The 23,079-nt window shown below is 44.0% G+C and carries 17 protein-coding genes; 1 reads left to right on the forward strand and 16 read right to left on the reverse strand.

The genetic code is table 11. The features are described from left to right. Positions 1-286: 286 nt before the first annotated feature. The 6 genes from J2Y43_RS25580 to J2Y43_RS25605 form a co-directional block, all read right to left on the reverse strand. Entirely contained in the window at positions 287-1,111 is an 825-nt protein-coding gene (locus J2Y43_RS25580; protein WP_309987967.1) for a dockerin type I domain-containing protein, read from the reverse strand. Positions 1,112-1,144: 33 nt separating this feature from the next. Beyond that, positions 1,145-1,696, reverse strand: coding sequence for a hypothetical protein (locus J2Y43_RS25585; protein WP_309987965.1), 552 nt, complete (start codon positions 1,694-1,696; stop codon positions 1,145-1,147). A 40-nt stretch (positions 1,697-1,736) separates the two neighbouring features. After that, positions 1,737-3,101: a hypothetical protein gene (locus J2Y43_RS25590; protein WP_309987963.1), complete on the reverse strand. Its 1,365-nt coding sequence runs from the start codon at positions 3,099-3,101 to the stop codon at positions 1,737-1,739. Positions 3,102-3,258: 157 nt separating this feature from the next. Further along, positions 3,259-4,284, reverse strand: coding sequence for a hypothetical protein (locus J2Y43_RS25595; protein ID WP_309987961.1), 1,026 nt, complete (start codon positions 4,282-4,284; stop codon positions 3,259-3,261). Positions 4,285-4,314: 30 nt separating this feature from the next. Further along, positions 4,315-4,980 carry a hypothetical protein gene (locus J2Y43_RS25600; protein ID WP_309987959.1) on the reverse strand — a complete coding sequence of 222 codons (666 nt, stop codon included), beginning with the start codon at positions 4,978-4,980 and terminating at the stop codon, positions 4,315-4,317. Further along, complete coding sequence (locus J2Y43_RS25605) at positions 4,968-11,123, reverse strand: polymorphic toxin type 23 domain-containing protein (protein ID WP_309987958.1); 6,156 nt, start codon at positions 11,121-11,123, stop codon at positions 4,968-4,970. The genes J2Y43_RS25600 and J2Y43_RS25605 overlap by 13 nt, the downstream gene beginning before the upstream one ends. Before the next feature lie 549 nt (positions 11,124-11,672). On the opposite strand from J2Y43_RS25605, the gene dcd reads away from it, so the two are divergent. Further along, the gene (gene dcd, locus J2Y43_RS25610) at positions 11,673-12,356 is read left to right on the forward strand and encodes a dCTP deaminase (protein ID WP_309987957.1); all 684 of its coding nucleotides are present in this window, start codon (positions 11,673-11,675) and stop codon (positions 12,354-12,356) included. 118 nt (positions 12,357-12,474) lie between these two features. On the opposite strand, the gene J2Y43_RS25615 is transcribed toward dcd, so the two are convergent. The 10 genes from J2Y43_RS25615 to J2Y43_RS25660 form a co-directional block, all read right to left on the reverse strand. Next, positions 12,475-13,740, reverse strand: coding sequence for a PIN domain-containing protein (locus J2Y43_RS25615; RefSeq protein WP_309987955.1), 1,266 nt, complete (start codon positions 13,738-13,740; stop codon positions 12,475-12,477). Positions 13,741-14,953: 1,213 nt separating this feature from the next. Continuing rightward, complete coding sequence (locus J2Y43_RS25620) at positions 14,954-16,390, reverse strand: redoxin family protein (RefSeq protein WP_309987954.1); 1,437 nt, start codon at positions 16,388-16,390, stop codon at positions 14,954-14,956. Between the two features lie 100 nt (positions 16,391-16,490). Next, positions 16,491-17,315 (reverse strand): dockerin type I domain-containing protein, encoded by an 825-nt coding sequence (locus tag J2Y43_RS25625; protein ID WP_309987952.1) that lies wholly within the window; start codon positions 17,313-17,315, stop codon positions 16,491-16,493. A gap of 47 nt (positions 17,316-17,362) precedes the next feature. Continuing rightward, entirely contained in the window at positions 17,363-17,920 is a 558-nt protein-coding gene (locus tag J2Y43_RS25630) for a hypothetical protein (protein WP_309987951.1), read from the reverse strand. A gap of 38 nt (positions 17,921-17,958) precedes the next feature. Then, positions 17,959-18,495 carry a hypothetical protein gene (locus tag J2Y43_RS25635; RefSeq protein ID WP_309987950.1) on the reverse strand — a complete coding sequence of 179 codons (537 nt, stop codon included), beginning with the start codon at positions 18,493-18,495 and terminating at the stop codon, positions 17,959-17,961. A 244-nt stretch (positions 18,496-18,739) separates the two neighbouring features. After that, positions 18,740-19,333 carry a DUF5034 domain-containing protein gene (locus tag J2Y43_RS25640; RefSeq protein ID WP_309987948.1) on the reverse strand — a complete coding sequence of 198 codons (594 nt, stop codon included), beginning with the start codon at positions 19,331-19,333 and terminating at the stop codon, positions 18,740-18,742. An 83-nt stretch (positions 19,334-19,416) separates the two neighbouring features. Beyond that, positions 19,417-19,845: a hypothetical protein gene (locus tag J2Y43_RS25645; RefSeq protein WP_309987946.1), complete on the reverse strand. Its 429-nt coding sequence runs from the start codon at positions 19,843-19,845 to the stop codon at positions 19,417-19,419. A 1,369-nt stretch (positions 19,846-21,214) separates the two neighbouring features. Continuing rightward, positions 21,215-21,622 carry a hypothetical protein gene (locus J2Y43_RS25650; protein ID WP_309987945.1) on the reverse strand — a complete coding sequence of 136 codons (408 nt, stop codon included), beginning with the start codon at positions 21,620-21,622 and terminating at the stop codon, positions 21,215-21,217. Further along, positions 21,619-22,029 carry a hypothetical protein gene (locus J2Y43_RS25655; protein WP_309987944.1) on the reverse strand — a complete coding sequence of 137 codons (411 nt, stop codon included), beginning with the start codon at positions 22,027-22,029 and terminating at the stop codon, positions 21,619-21,621. Before J2Y43_RS25655 ends, J2Y43_RS25650 begins: the two co-directional genes overlap by 4 nt. Before the next feature lie 593 nt (positions 22,030-22,622). Beyond that, a complete protein-coding gene (locus tag J2Y43_RS25660) occupies positions 22,623-23,042 on the reverse strand; it encodes a hypothetical protein (protein WP_309987942.1) in 420 nt (139 codons plus the stop codon). Between the last annotated feature and the right edge of the window lie 37 nt (positions 23,043-23,079).

Here is a 23,079-nt window from a genome sequence, read left to right on the forward strand (position 1 = left end):
AGTGGCCATAAAGCGCGATTCTGTGAGAGAAAATTTGCAAACAATTTGCAAACATTTTCAGTAAATATAAGTAAACACCGGTAACATGAAAAATATAATACATTGGAATTCAGTGATATGTATATTGACGATTACTGCGATTTTCTGACGTTTACCGATTTTTTCTGACTGTTAATCAGAGGGTCGCTGGTTCGAGCCCAGCTTCGGGAGCAACTTGAATTTAAATGCCTGATAATCAAAGGGTTGTCGGGCATTTTTTGTTGCATATTTGGTGGACAGGCGGACTCTAGGGCGCATAATTTATCAAAGTTGAATAGTATCCATTTATCAATGCGTTATTCATAATGCTTCCGTCTGTGGCATCTACACCACCGTCCAGATTTACATCGGTAAAAAGGTATTGATCATAAAGACCGTCCAGAAAATCCTTGTTGGCAATGGTCATGTCGGTGGCATCGACGGCCCCGTCACCATTTATATCCCCTGCCCACATATACCATTTCCCATTGATGAGGCCCATTTGGGCAAGATCGCCAGGCAGCTGGCTGGCCTTGTTAAGGGCTGTCGTGAAGTCGTAAACAGCTGTGCCTGCATTGAAAGAAGCAATAGGATTACTCAGAATGGCAACATGGTTTCTGTGAAAAACGGCTACCCGTACCGGTGAACTTTGCCCAACGAATTTAGGAAGAGTACCATCCACATCGACGACGGCTCCATTAGGTTTCAATAGGAGGCTTTTCGACTGGAGTTTTGCAGCAGGGTTTGCGGCATCGCGAATTTCAATCTTGATCCAGTCTACCACCGGACCGGCTACTCCCGCCGGATTGCCAATGTTGTTATAAACGACATTTCCGCCGTAGGGATCGGTAGTGGGTAGCAAGCCGGAATTCGCGCTGAAATAGGTTTGCAGATCGCTAGCCATATTCACCTGCCCGGGACGGTACGGGCCTCTGAGAAGGACTTTGGTATCGAGTTGCACAAGGCTGCTATTCAACTCCCTTTTGATCCGGTTGCCGGCATTGTCATAGTTAAATTTGATCTGTGCGTGAATGATGCCGGGAAAAATTATTGCGACGGCGAGAATCATCATTCTCGTGAGGTGTGTGTTCATATGTGAGATAGTTAAGATTGATATTGTGACGCGTCAAAAACAATTGGTTTCTCCGTTCGCTACCGACTTGTCCAGTGTGCCATCCTGACCGGCCTGGACAGGGAAATAGCATCCACTTTTTGTTCGGAATATCTCCGCCTCGCTTCCGCAGATGATGGCGCATGCGCGGCCCTCGACAATGTCCTTTTTCGCTCGTACATCGTCCACACGCATTTTATATCGGAATGCTCCTTTATACCGCGATCCGTCAGGCCTTAACCCATCCCAGCCGTACTCCTGCACAGGCATTTTGGAATTGAAATAGGACTTTTGGTATAGCATCGTGTCTCCCTCAGCACTGTATATGGCAAAGCCCCAGATGTCGGTGACGACATCATTTACAACAGGGAAGAAGTAATCATTTACGCCGTCTTTGTTGGGAGTGAATACGTTTGGAACGTAGATCCGCTTCTTTTCGTAAGAGAACTCGACGGGCTGGGTGCCGCAGCAGGATTCATAACCTTCAAACGAAGTCTTTGCATTAGATTGATCTGGAAATCTATTGACAGTTCCCAATAGAAGTAAAAGTAAAGTTGGACTTTTCATACAAGTGCATGTTTTGGTGATAAATTCAAAGCTTTTTGCCTTACTTAATTTTGACTATCCAGAAATCTGTGGAGCCATTTGTTTCAGAAGTTTTTTGTCCCGCTTTGGGAGAGCCGCTACTGCCGACAAGCAGATAGCCGTCATCATGTGCAGGAATTATTGAAAATAGAAAATCAGAGCTTGTTCCTCCGAAAGATTTGTCCCATAGTTTGTTGCCCTTGGAATCGAGATTGATAACCCAAAAGTCCAAGTCGCCTTTATCACCGAAGAGTGGCGATTCTTTATCACCAGATTTGTCGGAAAAGCTGTATCCCCCTATTAAATAACCTCCGTTGTAAGAAATAGGTAGGCAATCCGGGAAATCATTCAGATTTCCACCAAACGTCTTGTCCCAGACCTTCACGCCTTGTTCATTGGCCTTTACTACCCAGTAATCGTAGAAGCCCTTGGATGCTCCAGAAACATCACCTGACGGAGACGAATCTGCGTCGGTTGCCCCAACAAGAATATATCCTCCGTTAGATGAGGGTGCTATCCCCAACAGACTCTCACTTTTAAAGCCACCAATTGAGCTGTCCCAAATTTTGTGGCCATCGGAGTCGATTTTTAAAATCCAAAAATCAAAATCACCTTTTGAATCCTGGGATTTGTCGCCCGATGCGTTGGAATTGCTGTGACCTGCCAATAAAAATGCTTTGTCATTCGTAGGGATTATCCTCCACAAGGCTTCATACTGTGTGCCCCCATAGGACTTTTCCCAAACCTTTTCACCCAGGGCGTTTATTTTAATAACCCAAAAATCATCAGAACCATAAGACTCCCCCGTCTCAGGGATACTTGAATTCCCGGCCAACAGATATCCACCATCTTCGGTAGCGACCATACCTCTCAAATAGTCATTGTCGGTCATTCCAAAGGTCTTTTCCCAAATTTTATCGCCGTTATTATCAATTTTGATGATCCAATAGTCATAGTCTATTTTGGCGTTGCTGCCCGTCGTTTTGTTTCCGGTTGGCCCGGATTGGCTATATCCTCCAAGTAAATACCCTCCGTCGGAAGTTTTTACGAGACATTTTAGGATATCGCTCCTGAATCCGCCAAAAGTCTTATCCCAGACTTTATTGCCCTTGGCGTCTATCTTGATAACCCAATAGTCTCCTCCGCCAAAATGGCCTTGGGACTTATCGCCGGAAACATTAGAGAAACTGTCCCCACCTAGCAGGTATCCGCCGTCCGGGGTTGGTATTATTACGGAGAGTTCTTCGGAGTTTTCACCTCCAAAGCTTTTATCCCACACGATATCTCCCTGAATTGTTTCAGTTGCCGAGGTTTGGACGGGATTGTCGCATCCATGAAATGGGATCATTCCAATGATCGCAAGGGTCAACCTTAAGTATTTTTTCATAGCTCAAATTGATGTTTGCTGCACACCGCAGCAAGGTTTGTATTCTTTGCCAATGGATTGCAACGCTTCTTAGCATGGGCAAGCCTAAGCACCTTAGATGAAGAGCAGATTAAAGAAGATGAGCGTGTTCCCATTTGTTTTCAGTTTACATGACCATTTATTTGACTAGGCCAATCGGGATTGAGCTACCCTTTTTATAGTTGATTTTGAATCGATAAGTCGGGACTATATCTATCTGCTTTGGGCCTCCAATTCGAATAGCCAAATCCCCTGACCCTGTTGTTCCGATTCTCCCGCCGCCAGGAAAATAATACGGTGAATAGGTATTTGGTTGGTCGTAGAAATACCCCGGGCGATCATAGTAGAAGTCAAATCCGCGTTTGACTATCTCGAAATATTCTCCGGACGGCGTAACCTTTAGTATCCGATCACCGTCAGAAACCGCGTAGATGCCTGAGGGGTTTAACTTCACCCTTCTCTTTTTACCTTTGTATGTTCTGTCTACCTCTACGACACCTCTTTTGGTAACGGTGATAAATATATCAGTGCTGATATCCGGCTGATTCATTTTAAAATGTGCGTAATCTTTATAAACACCGGGAACAGGTTTGGTTGAGACGTACATAGGTATGTTAAGCTTTTCCAGACTATCCAGATGATTCAGCCCGTCCCTAGAAACAAACGCGGTATCTGGCGTTGCTTTTGTGATCTCTTTATCAGCAAGATTCGATATTTCACAGAATAGTTCGCTTATCCGGCCAAAGGGATCGCCGCTTAGTTGGTAAATTGAATCGATTGAACAAACCGGTGCATAGGCGTCATTGCTGATTTGGGAGTATAATCTCAGTGACAATATCAGCTTTGCCGGGTTGGAGCCGCAGTTTAAAAAGAAGTTTTCCAGGATCAGAACACGTTTTTTATCTTGATTAACAGACGGACTCGCGAAGAAAATGCCAATGCTATCGGCAAGAGCGCCTTTAAATCTAACGTTTGCCAAGCCAGAATAGCCTTTAATAGGCATGTATCCAAGCAACTGGGGATTTGTCCGCCGGTCAATCGAAATGATGCTATTTTGTGCCTGCTTGCTTTTGCAAGTGAAATCAAAATTTAGATATTGGTCTTGCCCGAAGGAGTAATGCCAACAGACTATTGTCAACAGAGTTAGGTAAAATATACACTTCATTCTGAACGATTTAAGATGAATACTCTATTTCTATAAGCTACTTTTCCATCCGGTGTATTGAGCTTTGCTACACCAAAACCATCTTCTTTTTTTTAGCCAACTTTTATTTGAGTCTGGAAGGCTATCGTATTTGACGAAATGGCCAAGCGAAGTATTTTTTCCATTTTCGCTTGGTTGATATACTGCCATGTCTTGCTGTGTAATCGGCTTTCTGTATTGAAAAGCTAGCTCCCGAATCGTTGATTGATTCACGATCTGGAACCAGAACTGCCCCATTTCCCAAGACATTCCACCGGGAGATTCAATAAACTGAGCCTTTATCGTATCACCAGATATGTAATATTTACCCCACTCCGTTCCTCGGTTATAAAACCCAAATCTGTTGTTTGATGTGGACGCGAAATAGTCTGGAATAAAGTTGTAGATAAAAACTCCATCATTCAGGAATAGAGCGGTAAAGGTCAATGTATCAGGGGTTGGCACAGACGGATAGCCGACATTTCTAGTATATTTTTTTTCGAATTTATAGTATCCCCTTGTTTCGACCAACGTATCGAGACCGGTATACGCTCCATTATAGCAATAGGCGGAAAACTGAAAACTATCTCGCGTACTTCGAATTGGTTGACATGAAAGAGCAATGTATTCAAAGCTCATCAGTGTGAAGAAGTACAGTATATTAGTCATTTTCCCCATAACGAATAAGGGTTATAATACCCTGTCTGTAAGAACATTCCGAATCTAAATTGACTATAGTCCACATAAAAATTCTGATGGCCAAAAGGGAGGTAAAAGAAGCCATTGCGATGCACCCAGTTTTGCGTTCTATCCTGGACCATAGGATGGCTGTATCCGATCCTGTCTACCGTATTACCGAATCTCGCCCCTATCCAGAGAGGACTCGAGTACACTTTCCCACTCGGCCAGGCTCCAAACTTACCCTTATTTGAAAATCCCATCCGATCTGTCACTCCCATCTTAGTTTTTTGCCCTTCACCGTCAGGATCATTATTATAGAGCCTTGTTCCAATGACTAAATTGCCAACCCCAATTTCCACGGAATTTGAGCGCCATCTGTCCTCATCCTTGAAGGCTAAAAAGTCATTTTCTAGTCTTATGGAAATATCATCCAGGAATACATTTACCCCGCCTACGACTTGATTATTAGGCTTGCCATCCGGCCCCAGTACATTGCCGTAGTGAGTTTGATAATAACCTGCTCCGTACCCTTTATATTTGATCGAGGCACCGAACGCTGAATAACTAAATGCCCAACTGCCCGTTTCTACGTTATTAATGCATCTCATTTCATAACTTGCCCCTATGCCGCCGCCAATGCCGATGTTCAGTGACCCCGCGGCATAAGAGGCGCTCCAGTTGAACATTGCCCCGCTCATTAATCCCACTCCCACATTTGCGGTGGAAGTAAGGTTGCCCACTGTATGGTAGAAATTGGCCGATATTCCGAAGCTTAGCATGTCAATCCCTATGGTAACTGAAGTGTTTCCTTTGCTGTAAATGGGTACCTGTAGTGCGTTGCTGAAAGCATTTATTACATTGTTCGAGTTTCGATAGGCGGTTTTCAAAGGGTTGCTTACACCATTCAGTAGGTTACTAATAAAGTCTGTGGTTAAGACAGCGCTAAAAAAGGCTAGTTTAAAGACCTCTCCATCCGGATCAGTGTAACGTAGCGGATTATTTCCCGCGTAACTATACCGATTGTAAGATTGTGTCGAACCGTCTGCCTGCACATAGTTGTCGGGACTGAGCATCCGTCCTACTACAGGGTCATATAGTCGCCCATTCATATTGATGAGCCCAAAATTATCAAGGTGCTCATGGCCAGTATAGCCGCGATATAACCAATAGGGTAGCCCGGTGGCAGCAGTAGGGGGAAGCAGTGCCCAGGTTGTTGGATTTCGCCTTCTTCCCCATGCGTCAAAGCTTTGTTCTGCCTCGATGGTACCGGAATTATTTGTAACAGTTAGAATGGAGCCCAAGTGATCACAATAGGTGTATTTGTAATCAGATAAGTTTGAGCCATCCCCTGTTACAATGGCGATTAGTCCCGCAGGGGAACCTATGTGGTGAACATATTTGGTTGCAGCTCCGGTTATGTCCTTGTCGAATCCGCTGAAGTAGTATTTGATGTTAATGATGTTGCCGTTTTGCTTCAAAACACTTTTTATCCTATTGTAATCCGCACCGTAGGTATAAGTAAGTTCACAAGGAACGTTTCCTGTGCCGATTTCGGTCACTTTATCAGGTTGCATGAAAGGTGTATAGGTAATATCCTGTTGCAGTAACGGCACAGGGCTCGGTGGGGGATTAGTAACGCCTGTAACAGCGTTGAACTTTGTTTGATGATAGGAATAAGCGCCAACATTGGATTTGTCAACAATGTTGCCGTTTGCAGCATAATTAGTAGTAAGGGTATTCGCTGCAATTGTTGTGTTCTTTAAGCGTGCTAAGTTGTCATATGTGAAACTTTCCGTTTTGGCTTTTATGGCGTCATTCCTGCTTGTAAGTGTCCCTTTTGAGTAGTCCCAAACCAAGTTGAGATTTTGTTTTGTTCCTGCCAAATATTGGGTAGGATAACCATTGATATAATTAATGGTTGTCGTCTGCCCGTTCCCCAAAGTATAAGACGTATTTTGCCCCAGCCCATTCATACCCGTATTTGTGTAAAGGGTTACCGAACTATTAGTGTTTTTGATGGTCGTCGGATAGCCGTTAGCATCATAGGCATGATTGGTACCAAATCCGGAAGGGTACAACACAGAGGCAATATCCCCGTAATTATTGTAAGTATAGGTGGTTGTGTAAGGACTGCCGTCTATGGTTTCCTTGATCGTCAGCATTCGCCCGTACGCGTCGTAGGTGTATTCTTCCAGGTTCCCGGCAAAACCAGTCACTTTTTCAATCTGGTTGATCCCATTCCCGGAAGCCCGGTATTGGTAAGTTGTTGCGGGTTCACCTGCTTTTGTTCTACTGAGGATCCTCCCGGTCACATCGTAAGTCAGTGTGTAGGTTGCCCCGTTGGCATTGGTTTGGCTGACCAGTTCTCCCAACGAATTGTAATCATACGAGGTGGTGCCGGCATTGGCGTCGGTCAGTTGGGTTTGGCGGCCGTAGGCGTCGTATTGATTGGCGGCAATGGTAACAGCGTCATTTTTAACGTCCTTGATCCCGCCATGGCTGAAATAGGTGTATGCCAATGTACCCCCATCGTCGGTCGAATTGGTTACTTTTCCGCTGGCATCCGTCTTTTGGGAGCTCGTGCCTGTTGGGGTAACCGTGGTAGTGGTAAGTTCCCCGCTGGCATAGGAATAACTGATTGTTTTGGTACCCAACGCGCCGCTATTGATGTTATTAGGTCTGTTGTATTGGTCGTATTGGGTAGTGGTAGTGATATATGTTTCGCCTGCTTTATATGGCTGGGTATTAGAAATAATATTACCCTTGGCGTCATACGCCTGAACTTGTGTGATCGGCTGGTTGCCAAAACCTTCGGTTTCTTTTTTGATCTCGCGGCCCAGCAGATCGTACCATATTTTGACATTAGGCTTACCGGGATGTGAAACCAGGCTGTACCATACCGCGCCGTTGGCCAGGTCCCATCCGTAGCTTTGTGTAATATTATATGCAACAGGTGCCGGTGGTGCGGTAACCGTAGGTCTTCCGAATACGTCATATTGATAAGTAGTAATTAGTCCGTCGATGCCCGTCGAAGTCAACGGCTTGCCCCACCTGGAATCATAGGTAGCGCTGGAAGTCTGGTCAAGCTCGTTGATGCTGGATTCGGCATAGCGGCCTTTCGGATCGTATACAGACGACGTATTTCGCGGAGCGGATGCCCCCGGACCATTTGGTGTAACAGTCGTCTTTTTCAGATTCCCCAGTGGAAAGTACTCGTAGGTGGTAGCCACATTTTTGGCTAGCCCATTGAAATCGGTTTTCGAAGTAAGCTGGCCAATTCCGTTATACGCAAAACCAGTCGAAACAGTATGGATCGGCTGGCCTGACCGGGTATTGGAAACCGTTACCGATGTCGGCTTGTTCAATATCCCGGCTGGATAGGCTCCGTAAACAGTATTGGTTACCGCGGTCTCGACCCCGTTGTTGACGGTACTTTGTGTAACGTTGCCGAAATTGTCATACACGTTCACCGTGGTCGTCGTTCTACCCTCCAATGCCTTGTTTTCAAGGATGTTGGTAGTCTGCACCCAGAAGCGTTTGGCAGCCGGAGAAGTAAATACGTTGGTGTTGGTTGTCTGGCTCAGCAGGGTACTTGTCGACGCGAGATAGATAGAGGTCCGATAGGGAATGGTTGTGAAGTAGGTAGTGTTGAATTCGTTTTCGGCGACAGTTTTCATGCCCGTAGCCAGGTCATTGGCCGTTATTTTGCCAAATCCCAGAAAACCCTTTCCCGCGCGGTGTAACTTGGTTGCCTCGTAGGTGTATTGAATTGTATTGTAGCCACCAACTCCGTTTTGCAGTTTGAAATCGGAGACAGCATAAAGTGGTGGTTGGATCGCGTTGAATGGGTAAGCCGTGAGATTACCGCGGATATGGAACCCGTTTTCATCCGTCAGCTTTTTGTAAGCCCACTCGGTAACATGGTTATAGCCGTTTTTTAATTTTTCAAGCAAATTCTCCCTGCCTTCTTTTTTGAAATAGAAGACATCCATTGGATTGAAAATATTCTTGAAGTTGATAACATCGGCCCGATGGTCGCCGTTGAAGTCGCCGATCATGGGAGGCGGGGCGCCCAGATTAACTGTGAATGTACTGTTTACTCGGTAGAAACTGGCCCCGGTATTCCACGAATAGCCCTTTCCATAGTAGACATCGAAGTTCGAAGTCGGTGAAGGGGACACTTGCCAGCCATGATAAATATCTGATTTACCATCACCATTAATGTCGGCAATACCCAGATGGTCGCCAGTGAAAGGGTCTGTATCCGGTATTGTATTAAATGTAAAGGGTGATTCGTAAAAGTTAACCCCGCCGGAGATTACCACCTTCCATGCACCAGACGTGGTTGATTTGGCAAGAATATCCGTTTTTCTGTCGCCATTGAAATCACCGAAATAACTGAGATGGTCTTTGGTGAGGATATTAATAGAGTAATGAATGCGGCGTGCAGTCCATCCATCAAATGTAAAGACCTCGCAACTAGTCCCTTTGATCAGCATGATATCGCTTTTGCCATCGCCGTTGAAATCCACGATGTATACCTTGTCTGCGGTCGGCCAGTCGCTTACCGCAAGCGCGAATACGCCTGAAATTACAATTGACCCGAAATCGGGCTGGACTTTTCCATTGTACAGGTGGCAATTGTAATTGACCGCATTGCTTCCCAGCATGGTAAGTATATCCTGTATGCCATCCCCGTCATAATCACCAGGAAAAATGAAGTGCCCACTAGGGTGGATTTTGGAATAGCCGGAGTAAGGGGAAATGTTCAGCGGATCGAATTGAATGGCCCACTGCCCATTGGTTTGCCAGTCATAGTTTTGGAGAGTACGGTAAATACGAAGACTGGTAAGGGTGCGATTTTGACCCGAACCTACAACGTTGGTCATCAAGACGTCATCGGCGCCATCGCCCGTGAAATCATACGCCAGGAAATTGAATGAATTGGGGATGCTTTGCTTTTTGACAACGCTATATGTGACGGGCGCATCAGTTAGGTTATCCACAAAAAAGCTATTGGATTGTCCCATGTATTCAGGGTACTTGACGTAAACCATCATTCTGTATACGGCAGGATTCTGAATAAGGCTTGCTTCCAGAAAATCAGTCAACCCATCGGCATTGAAATCTCCTGTGATCGTTGTCGATGAAGGGTATTCATATCCGTCCGTACCGACGGTGCTAAATTCCGCAGGCGGGTCGCCGTACTTAAAAATGGTGGCATTGAGCTGTGTGCCGTTGGTGCCTGCCTCGATGACCTCTTTCAAATAGGAGTTGATGTTATCATGCCCGTAATTGAATTGGTAAGTCCTGACGGTCGCCCCCTCGGCTTTGGTCGTCACTTTATCCAGCAGATACTTGCTCTCGATACGCGTATCGTTTTCAAACCCCGCATTTTCATCGATGGTGCGAATCTTGTAATCAAATTTGACCTGATTGTAAGGGGCTAACCCCTGTACCGCATTACCGGTGTAGTTGATTTCGTCAATCAGCAATGCGAAACTGGTGTTGGTATTGTATTTGAAAGTGATGTAATTTCCGTCGGGGTACTGGATACGGGAGAGCGCCCAGGTAAGCACCGTTGCAAATTGGCCGGTATGCCTGGAATCCGCGGAATTCCCATACTCCATTTTTATTCCGTCTTTAGTAATCACTTCAAACCATTCGGGACCGTTCCCCTGCGAACTTTTAGAAGTAATGGTGGCAAAATTTTCACTTTCAGTCCCGTAGGTAGTATTTGGTTCTCCGTAGTTGCCCGCTTTAGCTATCAACCTGGTGCCGTCCAGAACAAACCTGTCGCTGTTGGTCATCACGACAGGATTTGTCTCATTGTCAAAATACATACTCCGCGTGGAGCGGGTGATTTTCGACAATCCGCCAATGTCCCAGCCTTGCCCCAGAACGCCGTTTCCCACCATTGAATGGTAATTGATCGATACGGTCGGGCTAACGCCATTTGTTCCAGGCGGTACAGCAATCGCTATCGAATAGGTTGCACCTCCCGAGGCGACATTACCGTTGCCGACGATACTTCCAACGGGCAAGCTTTGATTAATCGCCCGGCTATCGAAGGTCGCACCTGTATAAAGAGTTTGGTAAGTAACATTCTGGGCAGTTGAGTAAAAGCTTGTAAAGGCCATCAGGCTCAAAAGAAGTGCGCAGATGTGACTTGATGTTGCTGATAGGGGTGGCTCTGGGCTGCAATATTTTTTCATGTCCGAAGGGTTTAAAACTTAGATAGTGGTGGATGAAAGGATATTCTGTGGGCATTTAAGTTGATTGGGCAGTTCACACGGACGCAAAGAATCCATCGTCTTTTCAGATCGTTGAAATGATTTAAGGCCTTATTCAGAAAATGATGGGGTGCGTCATAGAGCATTCACTACTGGCGGTTCGTAGCTTTGTTCTATTTAAGCCGGGGCAAATCAATCGAATGATAGGGAAGCTGAGTAGATGTGGTTGCCAAGCGTTAAGGATACGCTTTGTTACAACCTTAGCAAACGTATATATTTTATTTTGTGAGAATTGTAGAATACGGCAGAGATTTATTTGTCGGTCTATTAATTGTCTAATAATCAGCGAATTAAAAACTTATTGCCTTTAAATAAATGGTTGTTGTTTTAAAAAGAACAAATAAGTAAGTATTTGATTATAAGCGTATTTGTGCTTATTGAGAGGTCGCTAATTTGATGGAAGAGGTGGGATTGATGTATGAGGAGGCTTTTAATCCGGGGTACGGCGGCGGGATCCTGAGTAAAGTTAGGATACAGCAACGCCTGGAATCGAACGATCTTGTTATTCGTCCAATTTTAGAGCCGGAGAAGCAACTCAATAATACGGGATTCGATTTTCGGCTCGGATACGACTTCCTCGTGAGTGTTCACGGAAGGGAAGCCTATATGAATGCATCGCACAATGGGGAGTCAGGGTATAACGTGAGAGGTCTCAAATACCATTTTCAAGAATCCCGTCGGCAAATTGGCGAAACGTTTATCCTGCACCCTTCGCAAACCATTCTTGCTACGAGCCTGGAATATATCCGGCTTCCTTCGGATGTGATGCTGATGTTATTTATGCGAAGCTCGTATAGCCGACTAGGACTTGCAGTTTCGACCATCGTGCAGCCGGGGTATTGTGGATGTATTTCACTGGAGTTAACGAATAACAACTTCACGCCAATCAATCTAACAGTAGGCGCTAGGCTATTTCAGGGGGTGTTCCAGCAGGTGAGTGAAAGTACCGATTATTACTGCGCCCCCAGAAAATACTCATGCCAAGTGCGGCCGGAGGCTTCTTCTGCACTGGAAGACACAGACCTCAAGGTATTAAACGATATTTGGAAAGATGAGACTCACGGCGGAGTAGCACCATAGGAGTTAAGGATGGTTGGATAAAACGAACCAACTCCTTTGCGCTGGGAGAGGTTTCGAATCACATTAGGTTTGAGAAATTTGAGGACAAAGCGGGCGGTTTGCGGAGCGGAACAGTCGTTTAAAGGTGGCGATAAGCGATCGCAGCGGTTTTGAATTTGTCTGCAATGATTAATTTAGATTCAAATGCTTCCTCTTTGGTGGAGAATTCTCGTAACGACTGACATATGGGGCCATAATGTTGATGAAAAACTGACAACTCATATCCGGACCCCATTTGTATTATCCGAATATTCTCTGGCGAGGTTGCTATGTCCTGAACAAATCGTAGGTTGGCTTCACAGGCATCTCTATTGGGAAATGATGAGTGTGATTCAAGCAAAGGGGTAGATCCGCCTGCAAAAAACTCCCATACATAGTCATCGGTATCATCATTTCCTACAATTTCGATGATAGGATCTTTTTCGCCTCTACTCGAATAGAGCCAAGTTCGAAGAAACGTAAATTTGTCTTTAGAGTCTATATTCGTTTCTTCTTGGACCTTTCTAAACTCAGCTTGTATCTCTTCGTTGACCGGTTTTCCTGTCAAGGTATTATGGTAGTGCACGAACCGATCAGCGTTGTACAAATGAAATTGTTGTTTGGTTAAATCGGTAAATTCTTTACGGAGCGCAGGAAGCGGACCAATTTTGTTTCCGTGCTTCTCCAGTATCCAGTCCTCTTTTTTATCGTCGCAAATGAAGATTATAGGCGTGGTTGTTTCTTTGGCCTTGTCGATCAATTGTTTCCAGATGATCAGGTCGCCATATTTTTCTAACGGTTTAGTTGGGTCATTCTTGCCCTTGTCCTTATATCCAGGAGGAATTTTGTTCTTGAAACGTTCTTCTCCTTCAATTGCAATTTTGTCAAGCGTTTCTTGATCATATTCGCTGCCCACGCTGTCTCCTACAAGGTCATTTATTCTATCCAGGATTTCATCGTTCATCAATTTCGCTTCATGCTCTTTGGAAGACTGAGTCAACGTGGAGGTAACGCGGCCAACAATTTCGTCAAACTCACTTTGCAGATCTTCTGGTAAAAACGGATGTCGGTCGTTTTTGAATGATTGCAATATATCTTTTAAATCTTTATCGGCTTTGGTGTAAGCCCTTATGTGATCTGAGATTCGGTCGAGGCGTTGATCGATAAACTCTTTCGCCACCCAGTTAGGGACCCAGAGACGATCTTTATAAGCTTGGAGTGCATCTAAGAGCTCATCTTTTGCCGCATCGGAATATCGATATAGATGTATTAGGATGTTGGTGTCGACAGCAAAAATTGCTTTGCCCCAAAGGTCCCTCGCTTCGTCTTCGGTGATCGGGAATTGTTCTGGAAAAATGCTTTTCATATAGGGGACGTAGTTTTCGATACTGACAGGTGTTCATGAGGGCCCGTTGCATTAATTATTCTAATCGTTAAGCGAGACGGAATGTTTACCATTTTTTACGGTGCAAGAAGCGTTTTTTGAAAGCTTTCGAACAATGACTCTGCGTTGCTTTCCAGCTCCTTGTGTTTTTTGCCAAAGATCGCTTTCATCTTTTTCTTGTCGGGCCTGCTGAATTTGGAGACATCGATATCGGCTATTTTAGCTTCACACGAGTATGTAATATAGTTTGTTTCCTTATCGATTTGAGTGCTTCATGATGTCGCTAGTTCTCATGCCAGACGCGTCGACGATTCGGATATACTTCAGTTTTTCAAAATTTCGGTGGGAAACGGTTAGGTGTGGCGAACAGCTAGATATTGTCGTCAGCAATATGCTTACCCATAGAGACGTAAATACTTTCATAAGTTGATATAAAGGGTGATATTCGAAGGTATAAGCTCATTAGCGACCTGGGTTTTGGAAAACTGACATAAAGAGTCGATTAATATAAAAAATCAGGTATCACAAAAAAAGCCGCTGAATAACTTGTATGATATTCATACAAGAGCTGAATTTGAAGTACGAAAACATTCTCGACGAACAAGAGACTTTTACCAGGTTCATGGAAAATATTTAAATGGAGCTTCCTGCCAAGAGAAAAAAAGAGAACTTACCGCGGCATGGCGAAATTTTACAAAAAGATGATCGATATCTTGGAACGATATGGCTTTGACGTGAAGATTTTAGTAACCTACAAGGTATAATTTTTTATCCCATTCTTCTAATGATAATGACACAAGTGCAACTGAGAAAAAACCGTGGGGTTGGCGCGTCGAAACTCAGGTCTTCCGGGTCTAGTTTAATGAATTTTTATGCCGAGCTCCTAGGTCGTTTTTCGGGCAGAGTCGTTACGGAGCACAAAATGAAGTACACTATATTGTTATTAGTTGCATATAATTGACTGAAAGTCAATGCTGTATCATCGCAATGTTATTTGAGGCAAAACCCTATCTCAAAAAATTATAAGCCTTGCGCTTGTAAATTACTGATAATGAGTGCATTGATTTCTATTTTGTGCCTCAGCTTCGGGAGCTTGAAAATGAAGCACTTAGCAAGAAATTGTTAAGTGCTTTTTTCTTTTGTTGGCATAAGAATTACAGTACTCGTGATCAGGGATCAGTCTGAAAACTTCAGTTTATCTCGCCAACAATGAATTAATTTGGGTTTCCAGACCCTGGCTTGGCCTGTGCGCATTCATTTCAGCAATCTCGTAATCCCTGTTTATTAGTACGTATCTCGGGAATACAGCTAAGTCATACTTTTCAATAATAGTCTTCTCCCACTCTGTATTTGCCCAAAGATTGATGGTTTTTAGACCAAAACGCTTACTCCATACTTTCCAGACATCCTTGGAGGTATTCAAGCATACGCTAACGATTCGGACAGGTTTGTTCCTGAATTTTTCTGTTAATGCATTTTCGGCAGGAAATTCTTCGATACAAGGCTTGCAGCCCGCAAACCAGAAAGACAGTACAATCACATTCCCTTTCAAAGATTTTAGCCACGTGAGGGAATCTTTCGTGTCGGCCAGAACAAAGTTTGGGGGTATTTTACCCTTCGCGGCACGGATCACTTTCGCATTAAAGTACGCGTCCAGCTCTGCCTTCCAAATAGGGTTGCTGAAAATATCCGGGTGAATTTTGAGATATTCGGTAGCTACTTCTCTTTTATAATGGTTGAACGTCAGCTGAATAATAAACGCTTTGAACAGATCAGATACCTCTGACGTCAACTCCTTGCTTGCTTGATTAATATGGTAATCTATAAAACTGGATTTTGTACCATTTGCGAGGTCATGCTCATTCATTCTTTTGTTAAATGTTTCGTACAGGAAGTAATAGTATGAAGAGCAGCTTTTGGCCGCTGGATTATCAATACTGAGAGAATCCAAGAAGCGATAATAATGTGCTGGCAGCTGCTCTTTTACATTCTGTGAATATTCCCGCGTAGTAATCGCATTTATTCGGCTAGTCGCATCGGCATATCGAATATCCCAATATTCGTACTGCTGATACCACTTAGGTAATCTGCTAATGTGCTTGTTGAAGAATTGGAGTTCGTCAAGATAAAGTGCATCCATTTGGAGGCGAAATTCTTGCAGGTTGGCTGCTGCTTGCACTGCACCAGCTCGCCGTGCGCTGAACGGCATGCCAGCGGAGAAGTCTTTTTTCATCAAGTATTCATTGATAGCGGCGAGGCTGTCTGCTGCATAGAAACTTGTTTTAGTGATGTCTGCGAAATCCAGGTTGCAGGTCAAAGTAGAGCCGGGTGTCAGTAACAGCGTGAGCGTCTTGCCGGAAGTTGCCAGGGTAACCTTCTGCGGTAAGCTTACCGGCAAAACATAAGTTCTGCTTCCCGAGCCGGAGGGAATTGTATCGTTAAGCCTGGTCTCCTGATCGGGAACTAATTTAATGGTGCGAATGAACCAGGTTTTGCCGCCGGGGCTATTCTTGTAGTTGATATTGAGATTGGCGGTTCCTTTGAAACTATACCAGCCAGCGCTTTGCCCAAACAGGAAAGGGGCTTGCAATGAACACCCTATAATGAAGACGAGAATCCTGAGATGAGCCATGAAATTTCCCGGGTTTCAGGTTGGATTAACTACGCACAGAATATAAAAATTACTTCTATGGAAAGTTAATTGTTTGATTGCACGCGCGTCATGGAAAACTTTATGGCAGGTAATTGACTAGTGTCGAAAAGTAGCCATTAATAAATGCGTTATTCATAATGCTCCCGTCTGTGGCATCCACACCACCGTCCAAACTTACATCAGTAAAAAGATACTGATCATAGGTGCCTTTCAGAAAATCATTATTAGCGATCGACATATCTGAGGAGTCGACGGCCAAATCATTATTTACATCACCTGCCCACATGTACCACTTTCCATTGATGAGGCCCATTTGAGCGGCGTCGCCAGGGAGCTGACTGGCCTTGTTAAGGGCTGTTGTGAAGTCGTAGACTGCCGTGCCAGCACTGAAAGAAGCAATGGGAGTGCTCAGAATAGCAACATGATTCCTGTGGAAAACGGCTACCCGCACCGGCGAACTTTGCCCGACGAATTTCGGAAGCATTCCGTCTATGTCGACGATACTTCCATTGGGTTTCAGCAGCAGGCTTTTCGATTGAAGTTTCACCGCCGGGCTAGCAGCATCGCGAATTTCGATCTTTATCCAATCTACCACCGAACCGGCTACTCCCGCCGGATTGCCGATGTTGTTGTAGACCGCATTCCCTCCATAGGGGTCCGTGGCAGGCAATAAGCCTGAATTCGCGCTGAAATAGGTTTGTAAGTCGCTGGCCATATTCGCCTGCCCGGGGCGGTACGCGCCTCTGAGAAGGACTTTGGCATCGAGTTGCACAAGGCTGTTATTTAGCTCCCTTTTGATCCGGTTGCCGGCATTGTCATACGTAAATTTGATCTGCGCATTGATCATGCCCGGTAAGGTGGCCAGGATGGCCAAAAGCGCAGTTTTGATAAGGTGTGTGTTCATACAATGTGATCTGGAAAGTTTATAGTGTGATATACTCGTATATTGATTCAAAAGCAGCCTTTTTCACCGCTGGCTATCGATTTATCCAATGTGCCATCCTTCCCGGCTTGAACGGGGAAGTAGCACCCGCTTTTCGTCTGAAATACTTCCGATCCGCTCCCGCATATGATCGCGCATGCGCGCCCCTCGACAATGTGCTTGTTCGCCTGCATATCGTCCACGCGCATTTTGTACCGGAATGCCCCCTTATACCGCGAGCCGTCGGGCCTTAATCCATCCCAGCCGTATTCCTGCACAGGCATTTTGGAATTGAAATAGGGCTTTTGATAGAGCATCGTGTCTCCCTCAATACTGTATACGGCAAAGCCCCATACATCCGTAACGACATCATTTACGACAGGGAAGAAGTAGTCATTCACGCCGTCCCTATTAGGTGTGAATACATTGGGGACGTAGATCCGTTTCTTTTCGTAAGAGAACTCGACGGGCTGGGTGCCGCAGCAGGATTCATATTCCTGGGCGGCAACTTTTGAGGCGTCTTGCGCAGCGCAGGTTTGGGCGCTCGAAATGAGCAGGAAAATGAAGAGTATTAGTGTGTTTTTCATATGGTTGATAGTTTAAATTGCTTGAACCAGTGGGTTATCTATTTGAATATGATCATGATGCCCATTGCTGCGCTCAAATCACTCATAAAATGACTGTATCGATATTGGTTGGTCGTCACATTGCCCGAGAGGGCGTTTCTAGTTGTTTCTTTGTAAGTAATGTCCGCCTTGTAGAACCACGAATCCAGATCCAGATTAAACGTTATTCTTCGGCTCACTCTGTAAGCGAATGTGAGAGACGGATGAAATGAGAAGCAATCCTTGGTGGGGTATTGAGTGTCCCAACGGACATTCAGCAACTCGTTTGTTCCCTTTTCTTTTAACCGAACACTTCCCCAGTCGCTCGTGATGGATACGACGCCTACCATCATACGTCCGATAAAAACCAAGCAATTTCGCTCGATTTTATACGACGGGCCCGCACTCCCTCGAACTATCGGATCGGGATTATCATTCATATAATCATCCATAGAGCCGGAAGATATACTCGTATAATACTTGTTGCCATATTTTAAGCCAATCTCCTTCGCAAAGTGATCACGCCTGTTCTGCGGATTCAGTGCGGGAGATAACATGACCTGCCCTTCTATACCAATGTTCCGATAAAAAAAGCCAAGGGCGAAAGGTTGGAAGTATATGTTGTGAAATGCAGTTCCTATCAAATTGCTGGGGATGTCCTTAGTTGGAAACGAACGGGTAGGGAACACAGCTCCAACTGAGGGTCGATAGAAAAACCTGATAGGTTTGTATTCCGACTGGGCAAACGTCGCACTTTGTAAAACCGACAGAAGTATGAGAAGGAGTGGTAATCTATTCATGTTATTTTAGATTAACCGCACTTGTCTGCGCTGACAAATGAGTGTCATTTGAAATAGCTAAATCAACTTTAAAGCTATATTCATCTGCTTCCCTGGGTGGCGTAAAAAGGTATAGCTCGATAAACTCTGTCTCAGTCCTTTTAAAATAGATGTCGGGATGTGCAATGATGCTATCGATGCCCACATAGTTTCCATGCCTTAATACTTTAAATAATTCTGTAACATCACTGCCTTTCAGATGATTATCGTCGAATCTGTTTATGGTTGTAATCTTTAATGACGTTATCGTATCCCGTGGGGTTATTGTTGTATCAGCGCCGCACAAGCAACACATAGCATTGGCCTGGCTGAAAAGAGAGAAGTGATTGCGGTCCAATGACAATTCACGCAAGCCTAGTTGGAGCTTGATTCCATAGGCGTTTCTCGGAATGGGACTTTCCGAAATGACGGAGTTTGCCTCGGAGTTATCCAGGTTAAATGCAGACAGGTATTCGAATTTGTACTCGTTCTTGTACGGCTCATGGCAATCGCAGCAAGCAATGATTAATTGCGTAGTAAATGCGATTAGGAAGATAAGTGAGATTTTCTTTTTCATCGAGACTGGATTATATCATGGCTTATGAATATATATTCAAAAAACTACTTATCGAAAAAAGAATCGCTCCGAAAGGATAACTATTAATTAGCCAACACCAGAATCACAACCAGGTTTACTCCCAAGCCAATCCCCCAATTCGACCAAACCTTTCGCTGTTTTATTTTCTTTGCCTTTTTGGTGTATGCCTTATAATATGTGGCTTGCTTAAATAATTCTTCATTCGGATAGCCCAGGTTTTCAATTTTAGGATTTGTGGCAGAACATAAGATGGCTGGAATAAGACCGATTACCGGCGAAAGCAGGCTGGTTAACAACGTACCCGTTGCCGCGCCTTTGTATCGTTTATAGTGCCTGGCTGCGTCGATCTGGCCTTTAATGTTCAGATCTTCGGGTTGCTTTAATGTGTAGAGCTGTGGATTTTGCACGATCGCCATTGAATCGGTAGGAGCCTGAGCTAAACTTGAAAGGGACAAAAGAACCGTTAGCGCGAAGGGTAGTATAATTTTCATGATGATGGTGGTATAGTTATTAATAATTATGAATTTTCGGAAAATGAAATTCACTTTACACTCAACCGAGGCGAGAGTATGACTTGACCAAATTCAGGTATTTTATGTTTGATTTACAAAACCGATGATCAAAATGACACGATGGATGTCCAATCGGAAATGCATTAGCTATTTGACGAGACCAAGAGGGATCGAATTTCCTTTTTTATGGTTGATTTTGAATCGATAAATTGGAATTATATCTATCTGTTTGGGACCTCCTATTCGAATTGCGAAATCGCCTGACCCTGTCGTTCCGATTCTCCCACCGCCAGGAAAATAATACGGTGAAAAGGCATTTGGTTGTTCATAGAAAAATCCTGGACGATCATAATAGAAATCGGACCCACATAGAAAGTATCAACTTTGCAGGATTGGAACCACCGTTCAGAAAGAAGTTTTCCAGGACAAACACACCGGATTTGCTGGCAGGGATGGATTGCTTCGAGAAGAAATTCCCCATACTGTCGGCAAGACAGCCTTTAAACTTAACTTCTGCAGACCGGTGTGTCCTTTGGCAGGTAGGTAACCAAGCGGTTCGGTATTGTTTATTTGGTCAATTGAAACAACGCTATATTCTGCCTGATTGCTATTGCAGGAAAAGCCGGGAGTTGGACATTGATTTTGGCCGTATGAATAATGTCCATGAACTAGTGTGAGGAAGGCCAAGCACAGTAGATACTTCACAGTGTGGATAATATCTTGTTTGTTAAGTGATTGCAGTATATTTTCTTTTAATTTGGTTAGTTGGTTATTCTAGTATGTCAAATGAAGGATCGCCAAAGAGCTCAATTGTCAATGTGTCTGATTGAAATACTAGATTGATGTGGGAGGCCTCTTTCTTTATATTTAGCATGAATTTTATGCCTTCTTTTTCTAGGGAATCTATAACGGAGTAATTATCACACCCGCTTTGATTTATTTCTTCATATCTCTGTACCCAATATTTGTAATTATCAACTAGCAGTTGACTGATCGGAAGGTATTCTGGCATTATCACTTCACCAGACTGGGAGCATCGGAGACAGACTTTGTTTGATGATAGATCGAGGATAGTGTGTTTCATAGGGGAGTTGATTGAATTGATTAATGAGAATCTATTGATATGAGATGTAGTCCACTATTTTTGCAGTTTTGTTGCAGACAACAGCTTTTATCCCGCCGCCGAGAACCATCGTGCCTTTTGGCCAACATTCAACAATATAACAGCAGGTTGTCTCCTAGATTATCTTCTTGTGATGGACCTTCGCGATGACAACTATTTGCCAAAGAAAGCATGGTCGATAGTAGTAATAAGAATAGTGTAAATTTCATGAATGTAGTTCAATGTTCAGTTTTCGTAGGTTATAGTAAAATTGTTTCTCTTTAAATCGTCAAGAGTGAGCTCGTAATGCTTCAATACTTTGTTTTTGATCTGTATCGAATCACAATCGTAGAAATGGAAACCCGCATTAAACTTAGCGGGATCTATTACATACAGTTCAGCGGTTTTTCCTTTTGCCAGCTCCTGTTCCCAGCAATATCTGGGCAGGTCAAGGGCAAATTCCTCACCTGGCTCCGCTTTAAAGCGATTTTCCAAAATACAACCACTGAGGTCTGTAAATGGTAATGCGTAGATTATGGTGCCTTTTGAATCATTTTTGAAAATGATATTGTGGTGACAATCGGGTCCCTCGCGATGACAAGTGCTTGCCGTGGATAGCGTGACCAGTAGTAGTGAGAATAGCTTGGATTTCATGGATAGGTAACGATGTAATTGTTGGTTTCCAAATCCTTCAAGCTGATATCTTTCCGCCTTAACACCAGATACTTACTCTGTACCTGCTTCCAGCCATATTTATAAATGGTATCAGGAGAAAAGAAAAAGATGCTAAGCGTATCAGCTGGTAGAGACTCGAAAAATTTCGGCCAGGTTTTGCGCGACTCGTACGATTGCTGTTTTGAAGGCAGAATGCCGCCTTTTACGAGCGAATCCTGTATGGAAGTGTCAGGATAAATCTTACTTATCTGGTAGAATATAAGGCTGCTGCTGTTGTTTTGAACGCGAAGTGGGTATACTACTGGAAGTCCGATTGGCTTTTCACAGGAGTTTGAACAGGACGAGGCCAAAATACTAACAATTGAAATGAGTGGATGTAGTTTCATATCACTTAAAATTTAAAAATTTAGAAGGGAAAGGTAAGATGGTGGGAACATGGCGAAGTACCAATCTACTACATAGGTGAGCCTGTATTCATCGCTCCAAGGCTGTCCCCCCAATTTTTCATTAAGACTTTCCGGATCGCGTTTCATTAAGTACTTATAGGACATTTTATTAGCCTGAATTTCGCTCCACTCGTTGTCATGACTGTGCAAACCAAGTTGATCCAGTGTTGCTCCAATGAAGTTTGGGACACCTACGTGGCTAATGTACAACGGACCATGTAACTTGCTTTGAAGTGTATGGCCATACTCGTGTCGAAACATGTCGTCACCAACTATCATGTTTTGTGAGTTGATATAAGGGCCTAGGGTTAGGCCCCACTCATCGCCCTGTTTTTTGGAATTGACTAAGGTAGCCCCATGCCAATATTCCACGTTATCAACTTGTCTCGTGCCATTTCTAAAGTGAGAATACAGGTTACCCAAGACGGTCTGTGGAGCTTCCCAGGTAAACCGGGAGAGTAACGTACCGGCTCTTCCCCAGAAACCGAGCTTGGGTATTTGTTAAGTATTATCGACTTAGTGAGTTTTAAGAGTTATCGATAGATGATAGTCCAGTCATTTTTTTTGCAATATTCTAAATCAACTTTTCTCCGCTCCAATAGGCCTGTGTTGTTTTTTTGGACGTCCTCCCATGGCACGTTTTCGATGATGTCAGCGTCAAAAAAGTAGATATTCTCAGCCTCTGATTTCATGAGAATTTCTTCCCAACAGCTTTTAGACCCATTTGGGCTTATCGTTCGAATGGCGTTGTCACCCGGTTTAAGAATACCGTTATTATGTACAGGATTGTATTGACCGATAGCTGTATCTGGATAGTTCCAGTAAATCTGATAATAGATTCGTTTGGAGGACTGATTCGTAATAGTGATAGCCGAATGACTTCCCTTTGGACAATTCGGATTGCCGTTGCAGGCGAGAAAGCACAGGGGTAATAAAAGTATTAGGTAGTTCATGATACGATATTTTAAGATATTGATAATATCGGTGCTT

The organism is Dyadobacter sp. BE31 (genome assembly GCF_031457695.1).
In the GTDB taxonomy this organism is placed as follows: Bacteria; Bacteroidota; Bacteroidia; order Cytophagales; family Spirosomataceae; genus Dyadobacter.